14 protein-coding genes are annotated in these 17,742 nt (G+C 67.9%); 7 read left to right on the top strand and 7 right to left on the bottom strand.

What is annotated here, in order from left to right:
• Positions 1-26: 26 nt before the first annotated feature.
• The 7 genes from PMI02_RS02155 to PMI02_RS02125 all read left to right on the top strand — a co-directional run bounded on the left by PMI02_RS02155 (position 27) and on the right by PMI02_RS02125 (position 8,429).
• Positions 27-1,709, top strand: coding sequence for a beta-xylosidase (locus PMI02_RS02155; RefSeq protein WP_007678076.1), 1,683 nt, complete (start codon positions 27-29; stop codon positions 1,707-1,709).
• A gap of 11 nt (positions 1,710-1,720) precedes the next feature.
• Entirely contained in the window at positions 1,721-2,992 is a 1,272-nt protein-coding gene (locus PMI02_RS02150; RefSeq protein ID WP_238538951.1) for an MFS transporter, read from the top strand.
• Positions 2,989-4,167, top strand: coding sequence for an L-rhamnonate dehydratase (locus tag PMI02_RS02145; RefSeq protein ID WP_007678062.1), 1,179 nt, complete (start codon positions 2,989-2,991; stop codon positions 4,165-4,167). The genes PMI02_RS02150 and PMI02_RS02145 overlap by 4 nt, the downstream gene beginning before the upstream one ends.
• Complete coding sequence (locus PMI02_RS02140; RefSeq protein WP_081496604.1) at positions 4,164-5,036, top strand: NAD(P)-dependent oxidoreductase; 873 nt, start codon at positions 4,164-4,166, stop codon at positions 5,034-5,036. Before PMI02_RS02145 ends, PMI02_RS02140 begins: the two co-directional genes overlap by 4 nt.
• Positions 5,037-5,324: 288 nt before the next feature.
• A complete protein-coding gene (locus PMI02_RS02135; protein WP_007678058.1) occupies positions 5,325-5,765 on the top strand; it encodes a hypothetical protein in 441 nt (146 codons plus the stop codon).
• Positions 5,766-5,775: 10 nt separating this feature from the next.
• A complete protein-coding gene (locus PMI02_RS02130) occupies positions 5,776-7,047 on the top strand; it encodes a hypothetical protein (RefSeq protein ID WP_007678056.1) in 1,272 nt (423 codons plus the stop codon).
• Positions 7,044-8,429, top strand: a complete 1,386-nt coding sequence (locus tag PMI02_RS02125; RefSeq protein WP_007678054.1) for a hypothetical protein — start codon at positions 7,044-7,046, stop codon at positions 8,427-8,429. The genes PMI02_RS02130 and PMI02_RS02125 overlap by 4 nt, the downstream gene beginning before the upstream one ends.
• Before the next feature lie 3 nt (positions 8,430-8,432).
• Here the strand turns inward: PMI02_RS02125 and PMI02_RS02120 are convergent, their stop codons facing one another.
• From PMI02_RS02120 to PMI02_RS02090, 7 genes are all read right to left on the bottom strand, one after another.
• The gene (locus PMI02_RS02120; protein WP_007678051.1) at positions 8,433-9,608 is read right to left on the bottom strand and encodes a catalase family protein; all 1,176 of its coding nucleotides are present in this window, start codon (positions 9,606-9,608) and stop codon (positions 8,433-8,435) included.
• Positions 9,609-9,610: 2 nt separating this feature from the next.
• Complete coding sequence (locus PMI02_RS02115) at positions 9,611-11,428, bottom strand: GMC family oxidoreductase (protein ID WP_007678047.1); 1,818 nt, start codon at positions 11,426-11,428, stop codon at positions 9,611-9,613.
• An 8-nt stretch (positions 11,429-11,436) separates the two neighbouring features.
• Complete coding sequence (locus PMI02_RS02110) at positions 11,437-13,839, bottom strand: hypothetical protein (protein WP_202948591.1); 2,403 nt, start codon at positions 13,837-13,839, stop codon at positions 11,437-11,439.
• A gap of 194 nt (positions 13,840-14,033) precedes the next feature.
• On the bottom strand, positions 14,034-15,164 hold the full coding sequence (locus PMI02_RS02105; RefSeq protein WP_007678042.1) for an NAD(P)/FAD-dependent oxidoreductase: 1,131 nt from the start codon (positions 15,162-15,164) through the stop codon (positions 14,034-14,036).
• Between the two features lies 1 nt (position 15,165).
• The gene (locus PMI02_RS02100) at positions 15,166-16,254 is read right to left on the bottom strand and encodes a type III polyketide synthase (protein WP_007678032.1); all 1,089 of its coding nucleotides are present in this window, start codon (positions 16,252-16,254) and stop codon (positions 15,166-15,168) included.
• Positions 16,251-17,480, bottom strand: coding sequence for a beta-ketoacyl synthase (locus PMI02_RS02095; RefSeq protein WP_007678028.1), 1,230 nt, complete (start codon positions 17,478-17,480; stop codon positions 16,251-16,253). Before PMI02_RS02095 ends, PMI02_RS02100 begins: the two co-directional genes overlap by 4 nt.
• On the bottom strand, positions 17,477-17,707 hold the full coding sequence (locus tag PMI02_RS02090) for an acyl carrier protein (protein ID WP_007678025.1): 231 nt from the start codon (positions 17,705-17,707) through the stop codon (positions 17,477-17,479). The genes PMI02_RS02095 and PMI02_RS02090 overlap by 4 nt, the downstream gene beginning before the upstream one ends.
• Positions 17,708-17,742: the final 35 nt, after the last annotated feature.

The raw sequence follows: 17,742 nt of genomic DNA, 5'->3' as shown, positions 1-17,742 counted from the left end.
ACGCTCCCTTTCAAGAGGATGACCCGATGACGATTTCCAGGGCAATCACGGCGGTGGCCGCACTGATGGCGCTGCCCATGCCGGCCTTCGCGCAGGCCGAGGCCGCGCGGCCGGTGACCGTCACCGTCGATGCAGGTCGCACGGACGGCAAGCTGCCGCCGGTCTGGCGCTTCTTCGGCGCGGACGAGCCGAACTATGCGACGATGAAGGACGGCCGCAAGCTGCTGGTCGAACTGGGCGAGCTGAAGTCGGGGCAGGTCTACTTCCGCGCCCATAACCTGCTCAGCACTGGCGACGGCACCCCCGCATTCAAGTGGGGCAGCACCAACGCCTATACCGAGGACAAGGACGGCAAGCCGATCTACGACTGGAAGGTCGTGGACGGTATCATCGACGCCTACCTCGCGCGCGGGGTGCGGCCCTATCTCCAGATCGGCTTCATGCCCGAGGCTCTGTCGAGCGCGCCCAAGGGCACGCCCTATCAGCATCTGTGGCGGCCCGGCTTCGACTACAAGCTGATCGCCACCGGCTGGACCTATCCCCCCAAGGACTACGAGAAGTGGGCCGAGCTGGTCCACCAGTGGACGCTCCACAACATCGAGCGCTACGGCAAGGCCGAGGTTGAGCGCTGGTACTTCGAGGTCTGGAACGAGCCGAACTCGAACTTCTACTGGTCCGCCAGCCCAGAGGAATTCTACAAGGTCCACGACTACGCCATCGCCGCGATCCGCAAGGCGCTGCCCACTGCGCGCGTCGGCGGGCCCGACGTGGCGGGGCCGGGCGGGACCTTCATGGACGGCTTCCTGAAGCACGTATCCTCGGGCAAGAACTACGTGACCGGGCAGGTCGGCACGCCGACCGACTTCCTCTCGTTCCATGCCAAGGGCAAGCCCACGTTCGTCGACGGGCATGTGCGCATGGGCATCGCCACGCATCTGCGCGAGACCGACGGCGGCTTTACCAAGGTCCTGTCGATCCCCGCGCTGGCGGGCAAGCCGGTGGTGATCGGCGAGAGCGACCCCGAGGGCTGCGCGGCCTGTCCGGGGCCTCAGAACGACTATCGCAACGGCACGATGTACTCCAGCTACACCGCCGCCAGCTTCGCGCGCATCTGGGAGCTGGCCGCCAAGCGCAAGGTCAACCTGGAAGGCGTGCTCTCGTGGTCCTTCGAGTTCGAGGACCAGCCGTGGTTCGCAGGCTATCGCCAGCTTTCCACCAACGGCGTCGATCTGCCGGTGCTCAACGTGTTCCGCATGTTCGCCCAGCTCGGTGAGACCAAGCTGGCGACCACAAACGCCGCGCAGGTCCCGCTCGATACGGTGATGGCGCAAGGCGTGCAGGGCGCGGCCGACGTCGGCTCGATCGCCACCCGCACGGCGGACGGCAAGGTCGCGCTGCTGCTTTGGCACTATCACGACGACGACGTTGCCGGGCCGGACGCGGAGGTGACGATCGACCTCAAGGGGCTCAAGGGAGCGCCCGCTAACGCCAGCCTGTGGCGGGTGGACCGCGACCACGCCAACACCTTCGCCGCCTGGCAGAAGATGGGCTCGCCCCAGTCGCCCGATCAGGACCAGTACGTGAAGCTCGAGGCGGCGTCGAAGATGCAGGCCGAGCAGGTCGTGGTTAGCCGAGGCGGCAAGGGCGCCAGCGTGGTGCTGCGCCTGCCCCGTCAGGGCGTGGCCCTGCTCGTGCTCGACGCGAAGTAAGGATGGCGAGCGTGGCAGCTTCGGGCGGCTTGAGGGCAAGGGTGATGGCGGGACGCTGGGCTATCGCGGTGATGATCGCCGTCGCCATCGCCATCAGCTACCTCGACCGCCAGACCCTGCCCTGGGCGATCAAGTATATCGAGGCCGACATCCCGATCGGCAACCAGACCAAGGCCTTCCTCGATAGCGCGTTCCTCGCCACGTATGGGCTGATGTACCTTGGCGGCGGCTGGCTGCTCGACCGGGTGGGCACCCGCGCCGGGTTCCTGGCGATCATGGTGTTCTGGTCGCTCGCCTGCGCAAGCCACGGTTTCGCAGGAGGGATCGCCGCGCTGGTCGTCAGCCGCCTGCTGCTCGGCATGGGCGAGGGCGGGGGCTTCCCCGCCGCCACCCGCGCCGTGGCCGAGTGGTTCCCGCCCGAGCGCCGCGCCGCGGCCATGGGCCTCGTCAATGCGGGCACGGCGGTCGGCGCGGTGATCGCCCCGCCGCTGATCGCCGGGGTGCTCGCCTATGGCAACTGGTTCGGTCTCGCGAGCTGGCGCTGGGTGTTCTTCCTCACCGGGGGGCTGGGCCTCGCCTGGGCGCTCTGGTGGTTCCTGACTTATCGCACGCCGCCGGAGAGCATGGACGAGGAGATCGCGACCGGCCCCGCTCCGACCCTCGCGATGCTGCTCTCGCGCCGCGAAGTGCGCGGGGTGGTCGGCGCCAAGTTCCTCAGCGACGGCGCCTGGTACTTCTACCTCTTCTGGCTGCCGAAGTATTTGTTCGAAGCCCATGGTTTCGACCTCAAGCAGGCCGCCACGATCGGCTGGATTCCCTATGCGGCCTCGGGCGTCGGCAGCCTGTGCGGCGGCTGGCTGTCGAGCCGGCTGCTGTCCTCCGGCCGCTCGGTCAATGCCGCGCGCAAGATCGCGTTGGGCCTTAGCGCCGCCTGTATGCCGTGGGTGATGCTGGCGCCGACGACCGCTTCGGTCGCTGCCGTGATCGCCATCTTCAGCCTCGCCTTCTTCGGTCAGCAGAGCTGGTCGACGCTGGTGATGACACTGCCCACCGACCTCGTACCGCGTAGCGCACTTGGCCGGCTGGCCGGGCTGGTTGGCCTTGGCGGGGCTTTCGGCGGCATCGTCATGGGGCAGGCCGCCGGCTGGGCGCTCGACATGGGGCTTGGCTACACCCCGGTCCTGACCGTGGCGGCCATGCTCCACATGATCGCGTTCGCGCTGATCTGCATCACCATTCCCCGCATCACACAACTCGATTTCACAGGAAGGGTCCTGAATTGAAGATCACCGAAGTCCGCACCCGCGTCGTCCAGTGGCAGGGCGACACCGTGGCGCTCCCGCCGCATTTCTGCACCAACCCGATGGACCTCGTCTCGCCGATGCTGTCGCCCGAGACGATGGGAACCTTCACGTTCCACGGCTGGCTGATCGTCGAGATATTCACCGACCAGGGCCTCGTCGGCATCGGCAATGCCGCGCTCGCGCCGCTCGTCACCAAGCAGCTGATCGACCAGTATCTCGCCCCGCTGCTGATCGGGCAGGACCCGTGGGACAGCGAGTTCCTGTGGCAGCACATGTACCGTAAGACGATGGCGTTCGGGCGCAAGGGCGTGGCGCTGGTCGCCATCTCGGCGCTCGACATCGCCATCTGGGACCTCATGGGCAAGTCGGCGAAGCAGCCGGTGTTCCGCCTGCTGGGCGGGCGCACCAAGGCGAAGATCCCGGTCTACGCCAGCCGCCTCTACTCGATCCCGCTCGACGAACTCGCGGCGGAAGCCACGCGCTACAAGGCGGAAGGCTACAAGGCGATGAAGCTGCGCTTCGGCTGGGGCCCGATCGACGGCGCCGAGGGCATGGCGCGCAACGTCGAGCTTATCCGCACCGTGCGTGAGGCGGTGGGCGACGAGATCGACATCATGGCCGACGCCTACATGGGCTGGAGCCTCGACTACGCCAAGCGCATGATGCGACTGATCGAGCCGTTCAACCTGCGCTGGCTGGAAGAAGCGATCATCCCCGACGACATCAACGGCTACCACGAGCTGCGCCGCTTCGGCACCACCCCCATCGCGGCGGGCGAGCACGAGTTCTCCAGCTACGGCTTCCGCCAGATGATCGAGGCCAAGGCGCTCGACTACTTCCAGTTCGACACCAACCGGGTCGGCGGCATCACCGCCGCGCGCAAGATCCAGGCGCTGGCCGAAGCCTACTCCATCCCCGTCGTCCCGCACGCCGGACAGATGCACAACTACCACGTCGTCATGGCCAGCCTGAACTCGCCCATTGCGGAATACTTCCCGATGGTGGACGTGGAGGTCGGCAACGAACTGTTCTGGTACATCTTCAAGGGCGAGCCGCAGGCGGTTGACGGCTACATCGACCTTGACGACAACCTCCCGGGGCTCGGCCTCGAAATCGACGAGGACGCCCTCTCGCGCTTCAAGGTGATCGGATGACGACGATGAAGGTAGCCGTGCTCGGCCTTGGGATCATGGGTTCGGGCATGGCGCGGCAGCTACTGGCCGCGGGCTTCGAAGTCTCCGTCTGGAACCGCAGCGCCGACAAGGCCGGACCGCTGGCCGACGCCGGTGCGCGCGTCGGATCGACGCCGGGCGACGCAGCGAAGGGTGCGGACGTGGTGGTCGCCATGCTGGCTGACGACACCGTGTCCCGCGCTGTCTGGACAGGCGAGGACGGCGCTTTCGCGGCGATGGCCGAGGGCGCCATCGCCATCGATTCCAGCACGCTCACCGGCGGCTGGGTGACTGAGCTCGCAGAGCTGGCCGAAGCGCGCGGCATCCGCTGCCTCGAAGCCCCGGTCACCGGCAGCCGCGACCAGGCCGCGCAGGGCGCGCTCCGCTTCCTCGTGGGCGGAGACGGCGAGGTCCTCGCCGCTGCTCGCCCCGTGTTCGAGGCGATGGGCAGCGCAGCGGTGCATCTCGGCCCGGTCGGGAGCGGCGCGACCGTCAAGCTCGCCAACAACTTCCTGTGCGGCGTCCAGGCCGCCAGCCTCGCGGAAGCGGTGGCGCTGTTCGAGAAGCGGGGGCTCGACGTGGAACAGGCGATGTCGATTTTGACCGATGGAGCGCCTGCCAGCCCGCTGCTCAAGGCCGTGTCGCGCCGGATGCTCGACCGGGCCTACGACCCGCATTTCCTGGTGCCGCTGATGGCGAAGGATCTCGGCTATGCGGGGCAGGCGCTCACAGAGGTCGGCATCGTCTCGGCCATAGCGGCGGCAGCGCGGCAGCGGTTCGTCGAAGCGGATGAGGCAGGTCACGGAACGCAGGATATTGCCTCGATCGTGGAGCCTCTGCGGGCGGGGTAAAGGGGCCAGTTTCACGCTGAGGAACCGGCCGTCCACGTCGAAGCGGCAGTCGAAGAACGTCGTGCGCCTGTGGTCGTCGGAATTTCCCTGGACGAGGTAACCGCTGCTCTGCTTGCTCCGATAGCTGCCCTGGACTTCGTGATTTTCCTCCAATTCTCTAAATCGAACGGGAGTTTTCACTATAGGACTTCGCGATATGGCCTTATCCTTGTTTTCGGTACTTCGCAGGGGCCCTGCTCCTGTCAGATTTGCGGAGCATGCGTGAAAAGCTGATTTGGGAGGATCGCTATGGGACGTCTGGTTTCGGAATGGCTGAAGATGGAGCAGGCCGAATTGGACGCGGTCTTCTCCGCGCACCAAGCGGGACCGATCCCCGACGGCGAGGCCAAGGGCACCGCGATCATTGCCCCGGGGACCTCGGTTTCCGACGAGATCGCCAAACTCATCAACATCTTCGCCTGGCAGGGCAAGGTGTTCGATGCGGATCGCGGGTTCCTGCGCAATGCGATCCTGCCGTTCGGCCTCAAGGCCATCGTCGCGAAAGTCTACAAGGAACCGAGCTGGCTCGACGGCAAGGAATGCATCGTCCTCGACTACTCCGACACTTCGCTGCTCGCCTCGCACGTCCGTGACGAGATCCGCATGGTCGAGCCGGGCGTCTATCTCGGCAAGGTCTATTGGGACAAGCACCGCCTGATCGATTTCGCGCTCGAGTTCGGCGACGACTGAGCCGCCGGGGATGGTCCGGCAAGGGCACCTCTTCGTCGCCGCGCCGATCCGCCACGGGCGGCGCGCGGAACTGGAGGGGCTGCTGGCGACTATGACGCTGGCGCCGGGACAGGCCGACCCCGACAACGCGCTGGTCACGTTCGGCCGGCTCGGACAGGTGCATTTCGCGCGGTTCGTGGTGCTCGATGATCCCTCGCTGCCGGACCGCATCGCGCTGGCCGAGAGCCTGCCTGTTCACGAGCCCGTGCGCCTCGCCTTCATCGCCGATTTCGACGGGGATGAAGCGCAGTTCGTGGAGGCCCTGACGGTACTGGCAGGACCGGGCCTCCGGCGCATCTTCTCGTTCTGCATCGACTTCGACGACGGGACCGACCTTGCCGAATGGATGCGCCGCCACCGCGTGCCAGTAGCCGCGAACTACGTGAACTGGCGCGGCCGAGGCGTGCGCCAGATTGCCGAGGAGGCCGAGCTGCACCGCATCTTGCGCGCCGCACGTCTTGCGAACGGCAGCGCAGACTCTGAAACGCTGCGGACTATCCTCGCCGAGGCGGGGCGCACCGTCCGGCTGACGCCGCTTGAGGGCAAGACCCTGATGGCGAGCCTCGGCGACGTCGCGCATTTCACGCTTTTGCCGGCGCTCGGCCTGCTGCTGCTGCCGCTGATCCTCGTCGGTCTTGTCCCGTTCGTTTTGGTGCTGCGCCGCCGCGAACGGAGCGACCCGGTGCTGGCGCCGGTGCCTGACCGAGAGCGCAACCGGATGCTGTCCGCGCATGAGGATCACGACATCGCCAACCAGTACGGCGCCATAGGCTCGCTCAAGCCTGGGCTGTTCCGGCGCTGGCTGACGGTCGTGATCCTGTGGGTGATCGACTGGGGCGCGCGCCACATCTACCGCAAGGGGCGGCTGGCGCGAGTCAACACGATCCACTTCGCGAGCTGGACATTCCTTGACGATCGGCGGCGCGTCTATTTCGCCAGCAACTACGACGGCAGCCGCGAGGCCTATAACGACGACTTCATCAACAAGGTCGCGTTCGGGTTGAACCTGTCGTTCTCCAACGGCCTTGGCTATCCTCGTACCGACTGGCTGATCGTCGGCGGCGCGCGGCGTGAGCAGGACTTCAAGCGCTACCTTTTCCACCACCAGATACCGACGCAGGTCTGGTACAACGCATTCCCCGGCCTCTCGAACTACGACATGGCCCGCAATGCCCGCATCCGCGCAGGTTTCGGGCGCCGCCTGCGCGGCAAGGCGCTACGTCGCTGGATCGCCGAGATATGAACCCTGCTGATATCCAGGCTCTCGTCGCGCGCGGCTTCGGCTCGCTGGACGGCGCGCGCTACGTGCTCCTGCGCGTGGAGGACGCGGGCGCGGCACGGGAGTGGCTGCGCGGCCTGGGCGTGACGACGCTGGCCGAGGCACAGGCCCGGCGTCTCCCGCGGGTGCGGCAGGTGGCGTTCACGGCCGCGGGACTGTGCGCGCTTGACCTGCCGGTCGATACGATCCCCGGCTTCGCGCCTGAATTCCTTGACGGGCTGGCCGGCGACCCGTCCCGCTCGCGCCGGCTGGGGGACATCGAGGACAGCGCGCCCGCGCTCTGGCGCTGGGGCGCAGGTGACGCCGAACCCCACGTCCTGCTGATCCTGCTGGCCGAGGGCGGTGATATCGAAGCCCACCTGGCCGAGACGTTGGCCGCCATGCCCGCCGGGGCCTGCTCGGTGCTGCTCGTCAATGCCGCCAGCGGCCCGGTCGGACGCGAGCCGTTCGGGTTCGTCGACGGTATTTCGCAGCCTGAGGTCGACTGGGAGGGGACGGTGGAGCCTGGCGGCGCCAAGGACCGCCTGTACCGCGATCGCATAGCGCTGGGTGAGTTCTTGCTCGGCCACGACAACGAATACGGCTTCGTGCCCGACCATCCGGTGGAGGGCGGCATCGGGCACAACGGCACCTACCTCGTTTATCGCCAGCTTGAGCAGGATGTCGCGGGCTTCTGGGGCTGGGCCGCGCGGACCGCCGGGGCAGGCGGAGCGGTCGCCTTCGCCGAACGGATGGTGGGCCGGGGCATCGACGGCGATCCGCTCCCGGCGCTCGGCGGGGAGGGGGTGAACGGCTTCACCTTTGCCTCCGACCCGGACGGCGCGATCTGCCCGATCGGCGCGCATATCCGCCGCGCCAATCCCCGCAGCGGCGACGATCCACGCGGGCGGCGCGGCTTCCTTGGCGACGTTGTCTCCTCGCTCGGCCTCAAGGGCAGCGCCATGCATGACGCCGTCGCCTCTGCGCGTTTTCATCGGCTGTTGCGGCGGGGGCGGCCCTACGGCTCGGCGCCGGACCCGCAGGCCGCCATAGCGGGCATCACATCGGAGGAGCCGCGCGGCCTGCACTTCATCTGCCTCAACGCCAGCCTCGCCCGGCAATTCGAGTTCGTGCAGGGCAGCTGGCTCGCCAGCCCCTACTTCGGCGGGCTCTCGGGCGAACAGGACCCCATGCTAGGCAATCGCTGCCCGGTGAGCGGCGGCATGCAGACCGACGCCTTCGCTTACCACGATGCCGCCGGAAACCCGCGCCTTGCCGCCGGACTGCCGCGCTTCGTGACGGTCGTGGGCGGCGCTTACTTCTTCCTCCCCGGCATCGGCGGCCTCGCGCGTATCCTGCGCGGCTGACGTTCAGCCGAACCGCTCGTCACCCGTCGGCTCGACGTGCGCCTCGCCGTTCTTGTCCTGCCGGTAGCGCGACATCTCGTAGTAAAGGCGCCGCCGCGCGCGGTTCTGGTTGCCGAGGGGGCGGTGTTCGGGAACGCAGTGCCAGGGGTTCCAGGTGAGCTGGCGGGCGAAAGCGAATTGCTCGGGCGAACGGAACTCCTGTGGCGGGATGGTGATGCGCGCGACGGGAATGTACGGCGTTTTTCCCGGGTCCCACAGCACTGCACCTTGCTCCACCGGCTGCAGGAACGGGTCTTTCTGCAGCCGCAGCCGCATTTCGAAGCACGCCTCTCCTTCGCGCAGTGAGGCGGCGAGGTTGTCGCGCAGATAGTCGTCGCCGGGCCGCAGCGGCAGGCGCGGGATGCGGGTGACGACGCGGGTGAGCGGGTGGAAGCTGTACTGCATCGCCTGCCCGTCGCCGAGCAGGTAGGGTGTGCAGGAGAAGTATTCGTTGGCCAGTGGATTGGCCAAGGTGCGGTTCCACAGCGCCTGCATGATGAAGTCGCGCACGTGCGGGCGTTTGAAATTCAGGAAGTACCAGACCCCCATCTCCCGCCGGCTCCAGTACTGGAGGTGCGCGTTCTCGCGGGTGTCGGGCGTGGGGAAGGTGATGACGGTGATCGAGGTGAGGTCCTGCGTGAAGCGTTCGTCGTCCATCAGCTTGGGACCGGGCACGTCCATCAGCTTCACGCTCATGCTGCCGAAGCCGACGTCGTCGATGTCGGGCTCGACGTGGGGGCCGGGGTTGGAGAAGCGGATCCACGCGGGGAAGCTGCGTTCCTGCGCGAAGATGCCCTTACGCACATGCTCGGGAAGGCCGGGCAGCACCGTCAGCGTGCCGCGCACGAGGCCGTGGGTCTTGGTGTTGCCCGCGCGTTCGTAGTGGCCGGGCTTGAAGTCGAGATCGAGGTGGTGCTGCATCTCGGCGATGATCGTATCGAGGCTGAGGTCCTCGTCCGCATCGGCGTCCTCTCCCGCGAGGGGCGGGACGTCGCGGCTGCGGGTGAGATTGATCGTCCAGTTGACGAACCGTGTCAGCGGCATGCGCAGCGGTCGGTCGAACAGGGGGCGGAAGAACGGATCGAAGCGCCGCTCGAAATGAAGACCCAGTTCCAGCAGGCGATGGAGAAAGCGCAGCATTTTCAGGTCTCCCTGCCGGGGACGGTCCCGGCTTCGGCGAGGATGTCCGCCGCCAGTTTCTCGGCCGCCAAATAGATCGGTGCGGCTATGAACAGGCCGGGGATGCGCGGGAAGATCGAGGCATCCACCACCCGCAGGCCCGGCACGCCAAGGACGCGGCCAGAGCTGTCGAGTACGGTCCCGATCGCGGCGGTGCCGCAGGCGTGGTGCCCCCAGGCGTTGATGCGGACCCATTCGCGAAGCGCCTCGCCGGTGACGTGAGCGCCCGGAAGCTCCTCCTCGGCGATCACCCCGCGCGCGATGAGGGGGCGGGCTAGCGCTCGGGCCATTTCCAAGCCTTCGACCAGGCCGGTGAGGTCTGCCTCGCCGTTCTGCTCGAAGTGGGCGAAGTCGATCCGGGGCTGGTCGCGCGGGTCGGCGGAGGCAAGGCGCACCCGGCCGGCGCGGTTGCCGGTCTGGCCCTTGAGCACCGTCCAGCTGAAACCGTCGAGGCCCGGCCAGAGGTCAGCGGAATAGCCCCGATAATAGCCCCTGAAGCGCGCCATCAGACCCATCAGGAAGAGGTCCGGCGCTGCATCGCGTGCGGTGCTGGACCGGCGCAGCGCGGCGAGGGCGGCGCCGTTCGAGATATACATGCCGCTGCGGCCATCCGCCCATGCCCGGTGCAGCGGGTCTCCTGGGGCGAACTCGGCGCCCTTCAGGGAATGCCACGGGCGTGCCATGCGGTGGACCGCGCTGATCTCGTAGCGATCCTGCAGGTTGCGGCCCACTTCGGGGAGGTCGGCGCGCACGGGGATGCCGTGCTGGGCAAGATGCGCCGCCTCGCCGATACCGGACAACATCAGCAGTTGCGGCGTGGCGAAGGCGCCGCCTGCGAGGATCACCTCGCGCCGGGCGATGCTCCTGCCCTCGGCGACGGGCGTGCCGGGATGCGGGCTGGCGCGGTGCAGGTGGCGGCCTTTCAGCCACTCGACGCCCAGCGCGGCCCCTGCCTCGTCGAACAGGATGCGCGTGGCCAGGTAGTCGGTCATGATCTGAAGGCGGTCCGGGTGGCGTCGGCGCACATCCTCCAGCCGTTCGCGCGCACCGCTGCGGGCATGGTCGCGGGTAGACAGAGGCGCGTAGCAGACCTGTTCGCGATGTCCCCGGCGCCGGTCGTTGGGATCGCCCCAGTTGCGCAGGAACACAGTCAGACGTCCCAGCCACCCGCGCCCGCGAGCGAGGTCCACCAGCGCTCCCAGCACCAGCGAGCGGATCAGCGCCGCATCGCGAAAGGCCCGCATCGGCACGGCCTTCTCGACCGGCAGCCAGCCGTTCCAGCCGTGGCCGGTTGGGTCGATGCCTAGCCGTGCGAGGAAGCGCCAGAGCGGGCGGTGGCGGCAGTTCTCGACCGCCTTGCGGTGGCCGCGCATCGCCTCGGGCACCCAGCCGGGATCGCCGGTCTCGTCCGACAGCGCCTGCCAGTCGCTGTCGGGAGGCACCATGAAGATCATCGCGTTGTGCGCCGTGCATCCGCCCAGCGCACCGGCGCGGGGATAGGCGATCAGTCCATCCACCGCCTTGTCGTCTGCCCCTGCGGTGGCAGCGTCGGAGAAGTGGCGAACCTTCGTGTCCCACGCGAACTCGGGGTTTTCGGACGCGAAGGCGTGGAAGGCAGGGACGTCGTAGTCGGCCGCCGCGCGTGCGTCGGCATTCTCGCGCGGGTCGGGGCCGGCCTCGATGACCAGCACCCGCATCCCGGCTTCGGCGAGACGCGCGGCGACGGCGCCCCCGGCGGCGCCCGAACCCACCACTATGTAGTCATGTTCGGGCGCATCCATCGCGCGGCTCAGAGCGTCTTGAGGTATTCGACCAGTGCCCGCTTGTCCTCGTCGGTGAGCACCGGCTCGGTGCCGTAGGCTCGCTCGTCCCTTGTGAACTGGTGCTGGTTGAACTGCGCGGTGCCGAAGTAGTGGCCGCGATTGACCACGAAGTCCGGGCACTTGTTTAGCCCCAGAAGCTGGCTGCGCAGCGGAGCGAAATGTTCGCGAAGCGCCGCGTCGTCGGCGCCGCGCGGCGCGGTGAGCAGGCTCTTCTTAAGCCGCGCCAGCAGAACGATGAGATCGCGGTAGTGGCGCGCGACGACCGCCGGATCGCGGCTCTCGGCGAGCGGTTGGAGCGAGGCGAGCAGGTTGACCGGCATGCCTTTGGGGATCGGGCCGAGCTCGATGTCCCCGCCGGCGTTCTCCAGCGACTTGAGCGCTTTTCTCGCCTCCTCGTCGAACGGGCCGGGGGCGTCGGGCAGGAAGGCGGAGGGGACGTAAAGGTAGCTGCGGGCGCTGGTGCGGTCGATCGTACCCCAGGCGCCGGGCACCATCGTGTCGCGCTCGCGCCGTTCGGGCCAGAGCATCTTGACGATGCCATCGTCGAAGGCGGCCATGCGGCCAGCGACCGAGGGATCGCCATTGAACGTGCCCACCGTGTTGTTGAGGAGGAACGGCGCGGTCGACCACAGCGACACCAGCGAAGGCACCCGCGTGTAACCGCGTCCCCCGCCCGGCATGCGGTAGGGCTTGGCCTCGCCGGTGAACGGGTCCTGGTAGGCGACCGTGCCCACCGAAGGCAGAGTCTTGTACGATTCCGACGAGAAGTTGTCCCAGATGTTGCCGCGCAGGGCGTTGGTCGCAAGCGTACTGCACAGGTTGGTGCGCAGCAGCGTGACGGGGACGCGCACGTCGCTGCTGAAGTAGTTGCCCTGCCGGAAGTCGGGCCGGGCGACGATGGCGCGCATCTGGCCCTTGAAGTTCTCGGTCTGCGTCCAGCGCCACCAGGACTGGAAACGCGAGACGTAATCGGTGCCGATCGCGTCGGTCAGGGTGGCATTGGCGGGCGCCTGCGGCTGCTTGCTCGAATGGCAGCGCGCGCATGTTTCGGCGAAAGCCCTGGCGCCGCGCTGGAGAACCTGAGGGCTCGCCTTGAGGTATGCCGCGCCGCCCGGCGCGTTCGCGAGCGGATCGGGACGCGCGGCCTTCAGGAAGAACATCGCGGTCAGCGGCGTTCCCTTCTCGGTCGCGCGCCAGTAGGAGGAATTGCGCCGCGCGGTCTCGATCTCGATGGGAGAGATGATCTTGCCGCCGACCACCGGGTTGAAGTGCCGCAGCCACTCCTCGCTGAACAGGCCGATGTTGAGGTAGACGCGGTTCAGCGCGCCCAGCGCCCCCACCGAATCCGATCCATCCTTCAGCACATGCGGCGTCCACACTGTGTCGGGCTTCTCGAAGTAGCGGGTGAGGGGGCCGGACTTGAGGATGTCGTTGAACTGGGCGTTGTTCCTGCCGCCGCCCGCGAGCTTCTCGCGCCCGATGCTGCGGCCGACTTCCAGCCGGTCGCGCAGGAGATAGACCGCGTTCATGGTGCGCGGATTGTTGATGTTGTCGGTGGAGACGAGCGAGGTGTCCATCGCTCCGGGACGGTAGGTCGAAACCAGCTGGTACATGTAGTTGGTCGGGTCGGCCTTCCACATGAACAGGCGGTTCACCCACATGTACTGTGCGCCCACGGTCGAGTTCAGGTTCGCGTATGTCGGCTTCTCGGGGTCGGCGGGTGGGCGCGTGGGGCTGGGGCCGACGTGACAGAATCCGCAGCTCATGCCGACGCGGTAGGGCCGCACGAGCTTCGGATTGTTGTAATAGCGCGGTTCGTTATAGTATTTCTCCGCGCTCCACGCCGCCTTGGCCTTCTCGTCGAAGTCGGGGTTGGGGAACAGGCGCAGGCCTAGGATGCCCGAAGGTTCGCCGAAGTAGGAGCCCACCGGCACGGTGGTTCCGCGCGCGCCGATCTTCACGCCGGGATACTTCTTGGCATTGGCGAAGGGATCGGGCGGGCAGGCGGGATCGCGGGTGTCAAGCCACAGCCCGTAGCGGTCGGGCTTGCTCGAGGTGGAGAAGCAGGGCTCGTTGACGAGGCCCATGACCTTCCAGCGCGTGGGCCGGGCATCGGGGCTTCCCGGCGGCGGCGCGACGATCTTGAGCAGGTCGAACCCGCCGAGCGTGGGCTTGGTCATGCCGTCCCAGAAGCGGTCGTTGCCGCCGGTCCAGACCAGCCACATGTTACGGCCCTTCACCTCGTCGGGGTTGAGGGAGACGCCGTCGTCCATGTCGCGGAAGTAGTCCTCGTCGACCTGGGCCAGCGCATCTTCCTTGATGCCCGCCGTCTGCGCCTCGTCCTCCGGTCCGCGATCGCAGGCGGCCAACGCGACCAGAGACAGGCTCAGGAGAAGTCCTCTAGCAACCACCACATTCCCCCTCGACAGTGCCGCCCACGTTGTGGGGTACGGCTTGCTTGCGGTATGACTGGCGGCCCTGGTACCTAGTATTTATTAGTCAGGAGGCTCCTGTTTTATCCGGTCGTCAAGTGACTTTGCTTGTAATGGCACGCGGCTGCCGGTTAGTTGGCAGTCGTCCCGGGGCGATCCTCTACGGGATCTTCGACCCATTCGCGCAGGCGCGTCGCCCGTGCGGCGAAGGTCAGTGTCCATGGAAGCAGGCGGGCGAGGTGGCAACCGGCCTGACGGAGCAACGGACGCTCCAGCGCGTATTGAAACGCCATCGCTCGGCGAATCTGGGCCTTGGCCTCGGCGTCGACAAGGCGGCCGTAAGTCGCCGCGCCTTCTCCCGCCTCAAGGCAGCGCGCGGCGAGGAAGGCGCTGCGCAGCGCGATCGACATGCCGTCTCCGGTCAGCGATGCCGTCATGCCCCATTGATCGCCGAGCGGGATCACCGCCCCATTTCCGGGGCGTTTCGCTGCGATGCCGTAGGCAAGGTTCGCAATGGTCAGTGGCCGGTCGAACAGCGGCTCGGCGTCGGCCAGCAATGCCTGCATAGCGTCGTTCGCGCAGATCCAGTCGAGCAGGGCGCCCCAGTCGCCGCCGATACGCGCCAGCAGCGTGCGCCGGACGACGAAGCACAGGTTGGCCCTGCCGGCCTCCACCATCTGCAGCCCCGCGTAGCCACCGTCGAACAGCGCCAGCATGATTGTTCCGCTCAGGCGCCGCGCGGCGAGGGGGGCGAGGCGGTAGTGCATCTTGAAACCGACGAAGCCGTTTTCGGCTCGTCCGGAGGGCGCCACGCCCTTTTCGCGCACCGGCAGCTTGCCGGTAGCCAGCAGGACGTGCGCGCCCTCATGATCGCCCTGGTTCGTGCGGACGATCCGCCCGTCGATCTCGGCCACCCGCACGCCGCGCCGGACCTCGGCGCCCGCCTCGGCGGCGCGGGCGATCAGTGCTTCGTCGAGGACGTAGCGGCTGAGGCCGAAGGCGCCGAATGGCAGGGGCGCCTCGGCCTCCACTGCGCCCGAGACGAGGCGGATCCTGTCGATCGGCACTCCGCCGAGCGCCAGCGGGTCGACACCGAGCTTCCTAAGGTGCGCTACCGCTTCGACCGAAAGGAACTCGCCGCAGACCTTGTGATGCGGCGCGCTCTCGCGCTCGATCAGCAGCACGTCCTTGCCTGCCCGCGCGAGCAGGCAAGCGGCGGCGCTGCCCGCCAGTCCCCCGCCGACGACGAGCGCATCGCGCACCTCAGGTCTCGAGCGTGAAGCGGAAGCTTTCCGCTGCCATGCCCGGCCCGAACGCCAGCGCTAGCCCCGGCCCCCGCGCCTCGCCGGCGAGCATGCGGGCAAGGATGAACATCAGCGTGGCCGAGGACATGTTGCCGTGATCGTTCAGCACGGTCCGCGATGGCAGCAGCGCCTCCGGGGGCAGGCCCAGCCCATGCTCCACCGCGTCGAGCACGGTGCGCCCTCCGGCATGGACGGCCCACAGGTCGAAGTCTCCGGGCGACGCGCCGCGTAGCAGGCCGAGGTTGTCGTTGCGGCGGGCATCGGCGGCGAGGGCCTCGGCGATGCGGGCAGGAACCTCGCCGCCCAGATGCATGTCGAAGCCCTGGTCGCGTATGCCCCAGGTGATCGCATCCGCCGTCCCGGGGATGGTCACGGCGCGGAAGTCGCGAAGGGCGATGCCTCCGGAAGCCGCGGTGACCAGCGCCGCAGCGGCGCCGTCTCCGAAGAGGAGCATGGCGAGCAGGCTCGCCAGTTCGCCGGTGCGCTGGAAATGGATGGAGCAAAGCTCGAGCGTGACGACCAGGACCCGCGCCTCGGGGGTGGAGCGGACGATGTGATGGGCGAGCCGCAGCGAATTGACGGCGGCGTAGCATCCCATGAACCCGACCACCGTGCGCTCAACGCCGGGATCGAGACCGGCGCCGGTGACGATCAGCTGGTCCAGTCCGGGCGCCATGAAGCCGGTGCACGATGCGACCACGAGATGGGTGATCCCGACCGCCGCGGGCTCGATCCCGAGTGCGTCGATGGCGGCGAGCGCAAGGCGCGGGGCGTCGCGTTCATAGCGCTCCATCCGCCGTCCGGTCGAGGGCCATGTCCCGGTGCCATAGAACCCCGCCGTGTCGGTCAAGGTGCCGTCCGGGAGCGTCCTGGGTTCGAGGAAGGAGTAGCGTTTTGCGATGCCCGACCTTGCGGCCATGCGCTCGAAAAGGCGGCGGGAGCGCTCGTCCTGCAATTCTCCGGTGACGAAGCGGACGAAGGCATCGTGAACCTCGAACGGCGGATTTGCGGTGCCGATGCGGTTGATGTGGGCGACCGCCGTGCTCATGCCCGCTTCCCCACCAGCACGGCGTTGAGGCCGCCGAACGCGAAACTGCTCGATATCAGCACGTCCGGCGAGATGTTCTCCCGTTCGAGCACCAGCGGCAGTTCGCAGTCCGGGTCAGCGCCAAGATAGTTCAGGATCGGCGGAGCCACGCCTTCGTTCAGGGCGACCATGCCGAGCAGGAACTCCATCGCGCCGGTCGCGCCGATCATGTGGCCATGCGCCGACTTGGTGGCGATCACGCGGTGCCGGGGAAGGTCGGCGGCATAGACCTCGTGCAAAGCGGTGGTTTCCGCCACGTCGTTGAGCGCGGTGCCGGTGCCATGCGCAGAGATTAGCGCGGGAACGTCGAACGCCGTGCCCGCATCCTCATGCGCAGTGCGAAGGGCTGCGGCGATGCCGGCGGTGTTGGGCGCGGTGATGTGGCTGGCGTCGCTGGTCGCGCCGTACCCGGCGAGTTCGCCGTAGACATGCGCGCCTCGGGCAAGGGCGTGACGTTCGCTCTCGAGCACCAGCACGGCCGCGCCTTCGCCCAGCACCATGCCGCCGCGATCGCGCGAGAACGGGCGGCAGGTGTCGGGTGCGAGGACGCCCAGCGATTGCCAGCCCGCCATCGATCCGCGCGTCAGGCACGCCTCGGCGCCGCCGGCGATGACGACATCCACGCGACCGCTGCGGATCATGTGCATCGCCTCGCCCAGGGCATGCGCGGAGGACGCGCAGGCGCTCGACAGCGTGAAGACAGGCCCATGTACGCCCAGCAGGATGGCTATGTGCGCTGCAGGTGCGGTTATCATCGAGCTTGGTATGCTCTGGGGGTGGACCCGGGCTTCATCCCTGCCGAAAAGGCGTTCGTAGCCGGCGTCGATCGTCGCGTTGCCGCCGCTGCCGCAGCCCAGCAGGATCGCGGTGAGGTGGGCGAGCGAAGGGTGCTCCGGCAGCCCCGCGTCGGCCACGGCTTCCAGCGCTGCTTCGATCGCGAAGGCCGAGATCGGATCGAGACGGCCCAGGCGCCGCAGGCGCTGGGCGTCGATCCCCGCAAAACGAGCGCTGTCGCCTGGTCCTCCCTCGATCCATGCGGCAATACCCGAGGGCGCTGGCGGAACGAGTGGGCGTATCGCGCCGTCGCCATCCCGGAGGCGCTGCCAGTTCGCTGCCACTCCGCGCCCGAGCCCGCTCACGCAACCCATTCCGGTCACGAGCACGCGGCGGTTCTGCCTGTCCGTCATTGCGGCGCCGTCACCCCGATGCGTTCGAGCAACTGGCGCAGCGTCGTCTCGCGTGAGAGTTCCTCGGGCTGTATCTCGACGCCATACCTGTCCTCCAGTTCGAACAGCAGGCTGACGAGATCGAGCGAGGCGATGTCCAGCGTGGCCAGCGTCGCGTCGGGAACCAGCCGCTCGGCGGGCAGGCCGGTTTCCTTGGCTATCAGGGCTATGATGTCGTCATAGGTCATCGGCTCTTCTCCGTGGCGACGCAGCTGCAGTGTTA

Source organism: Novosphingobium sp. AP12, assembly GCF_000281975.1.
Classification (GTDB): Bacteria; Pseudomonadota; Alphaproteobacteria; order Sphingomonadales; family Sphingomonadaceae; genus Novosphingobium.
Note: the sequence above shows the minus strand (reverse complement) of the source record. Positions and strands in the feature narration are given on the sequence as shown.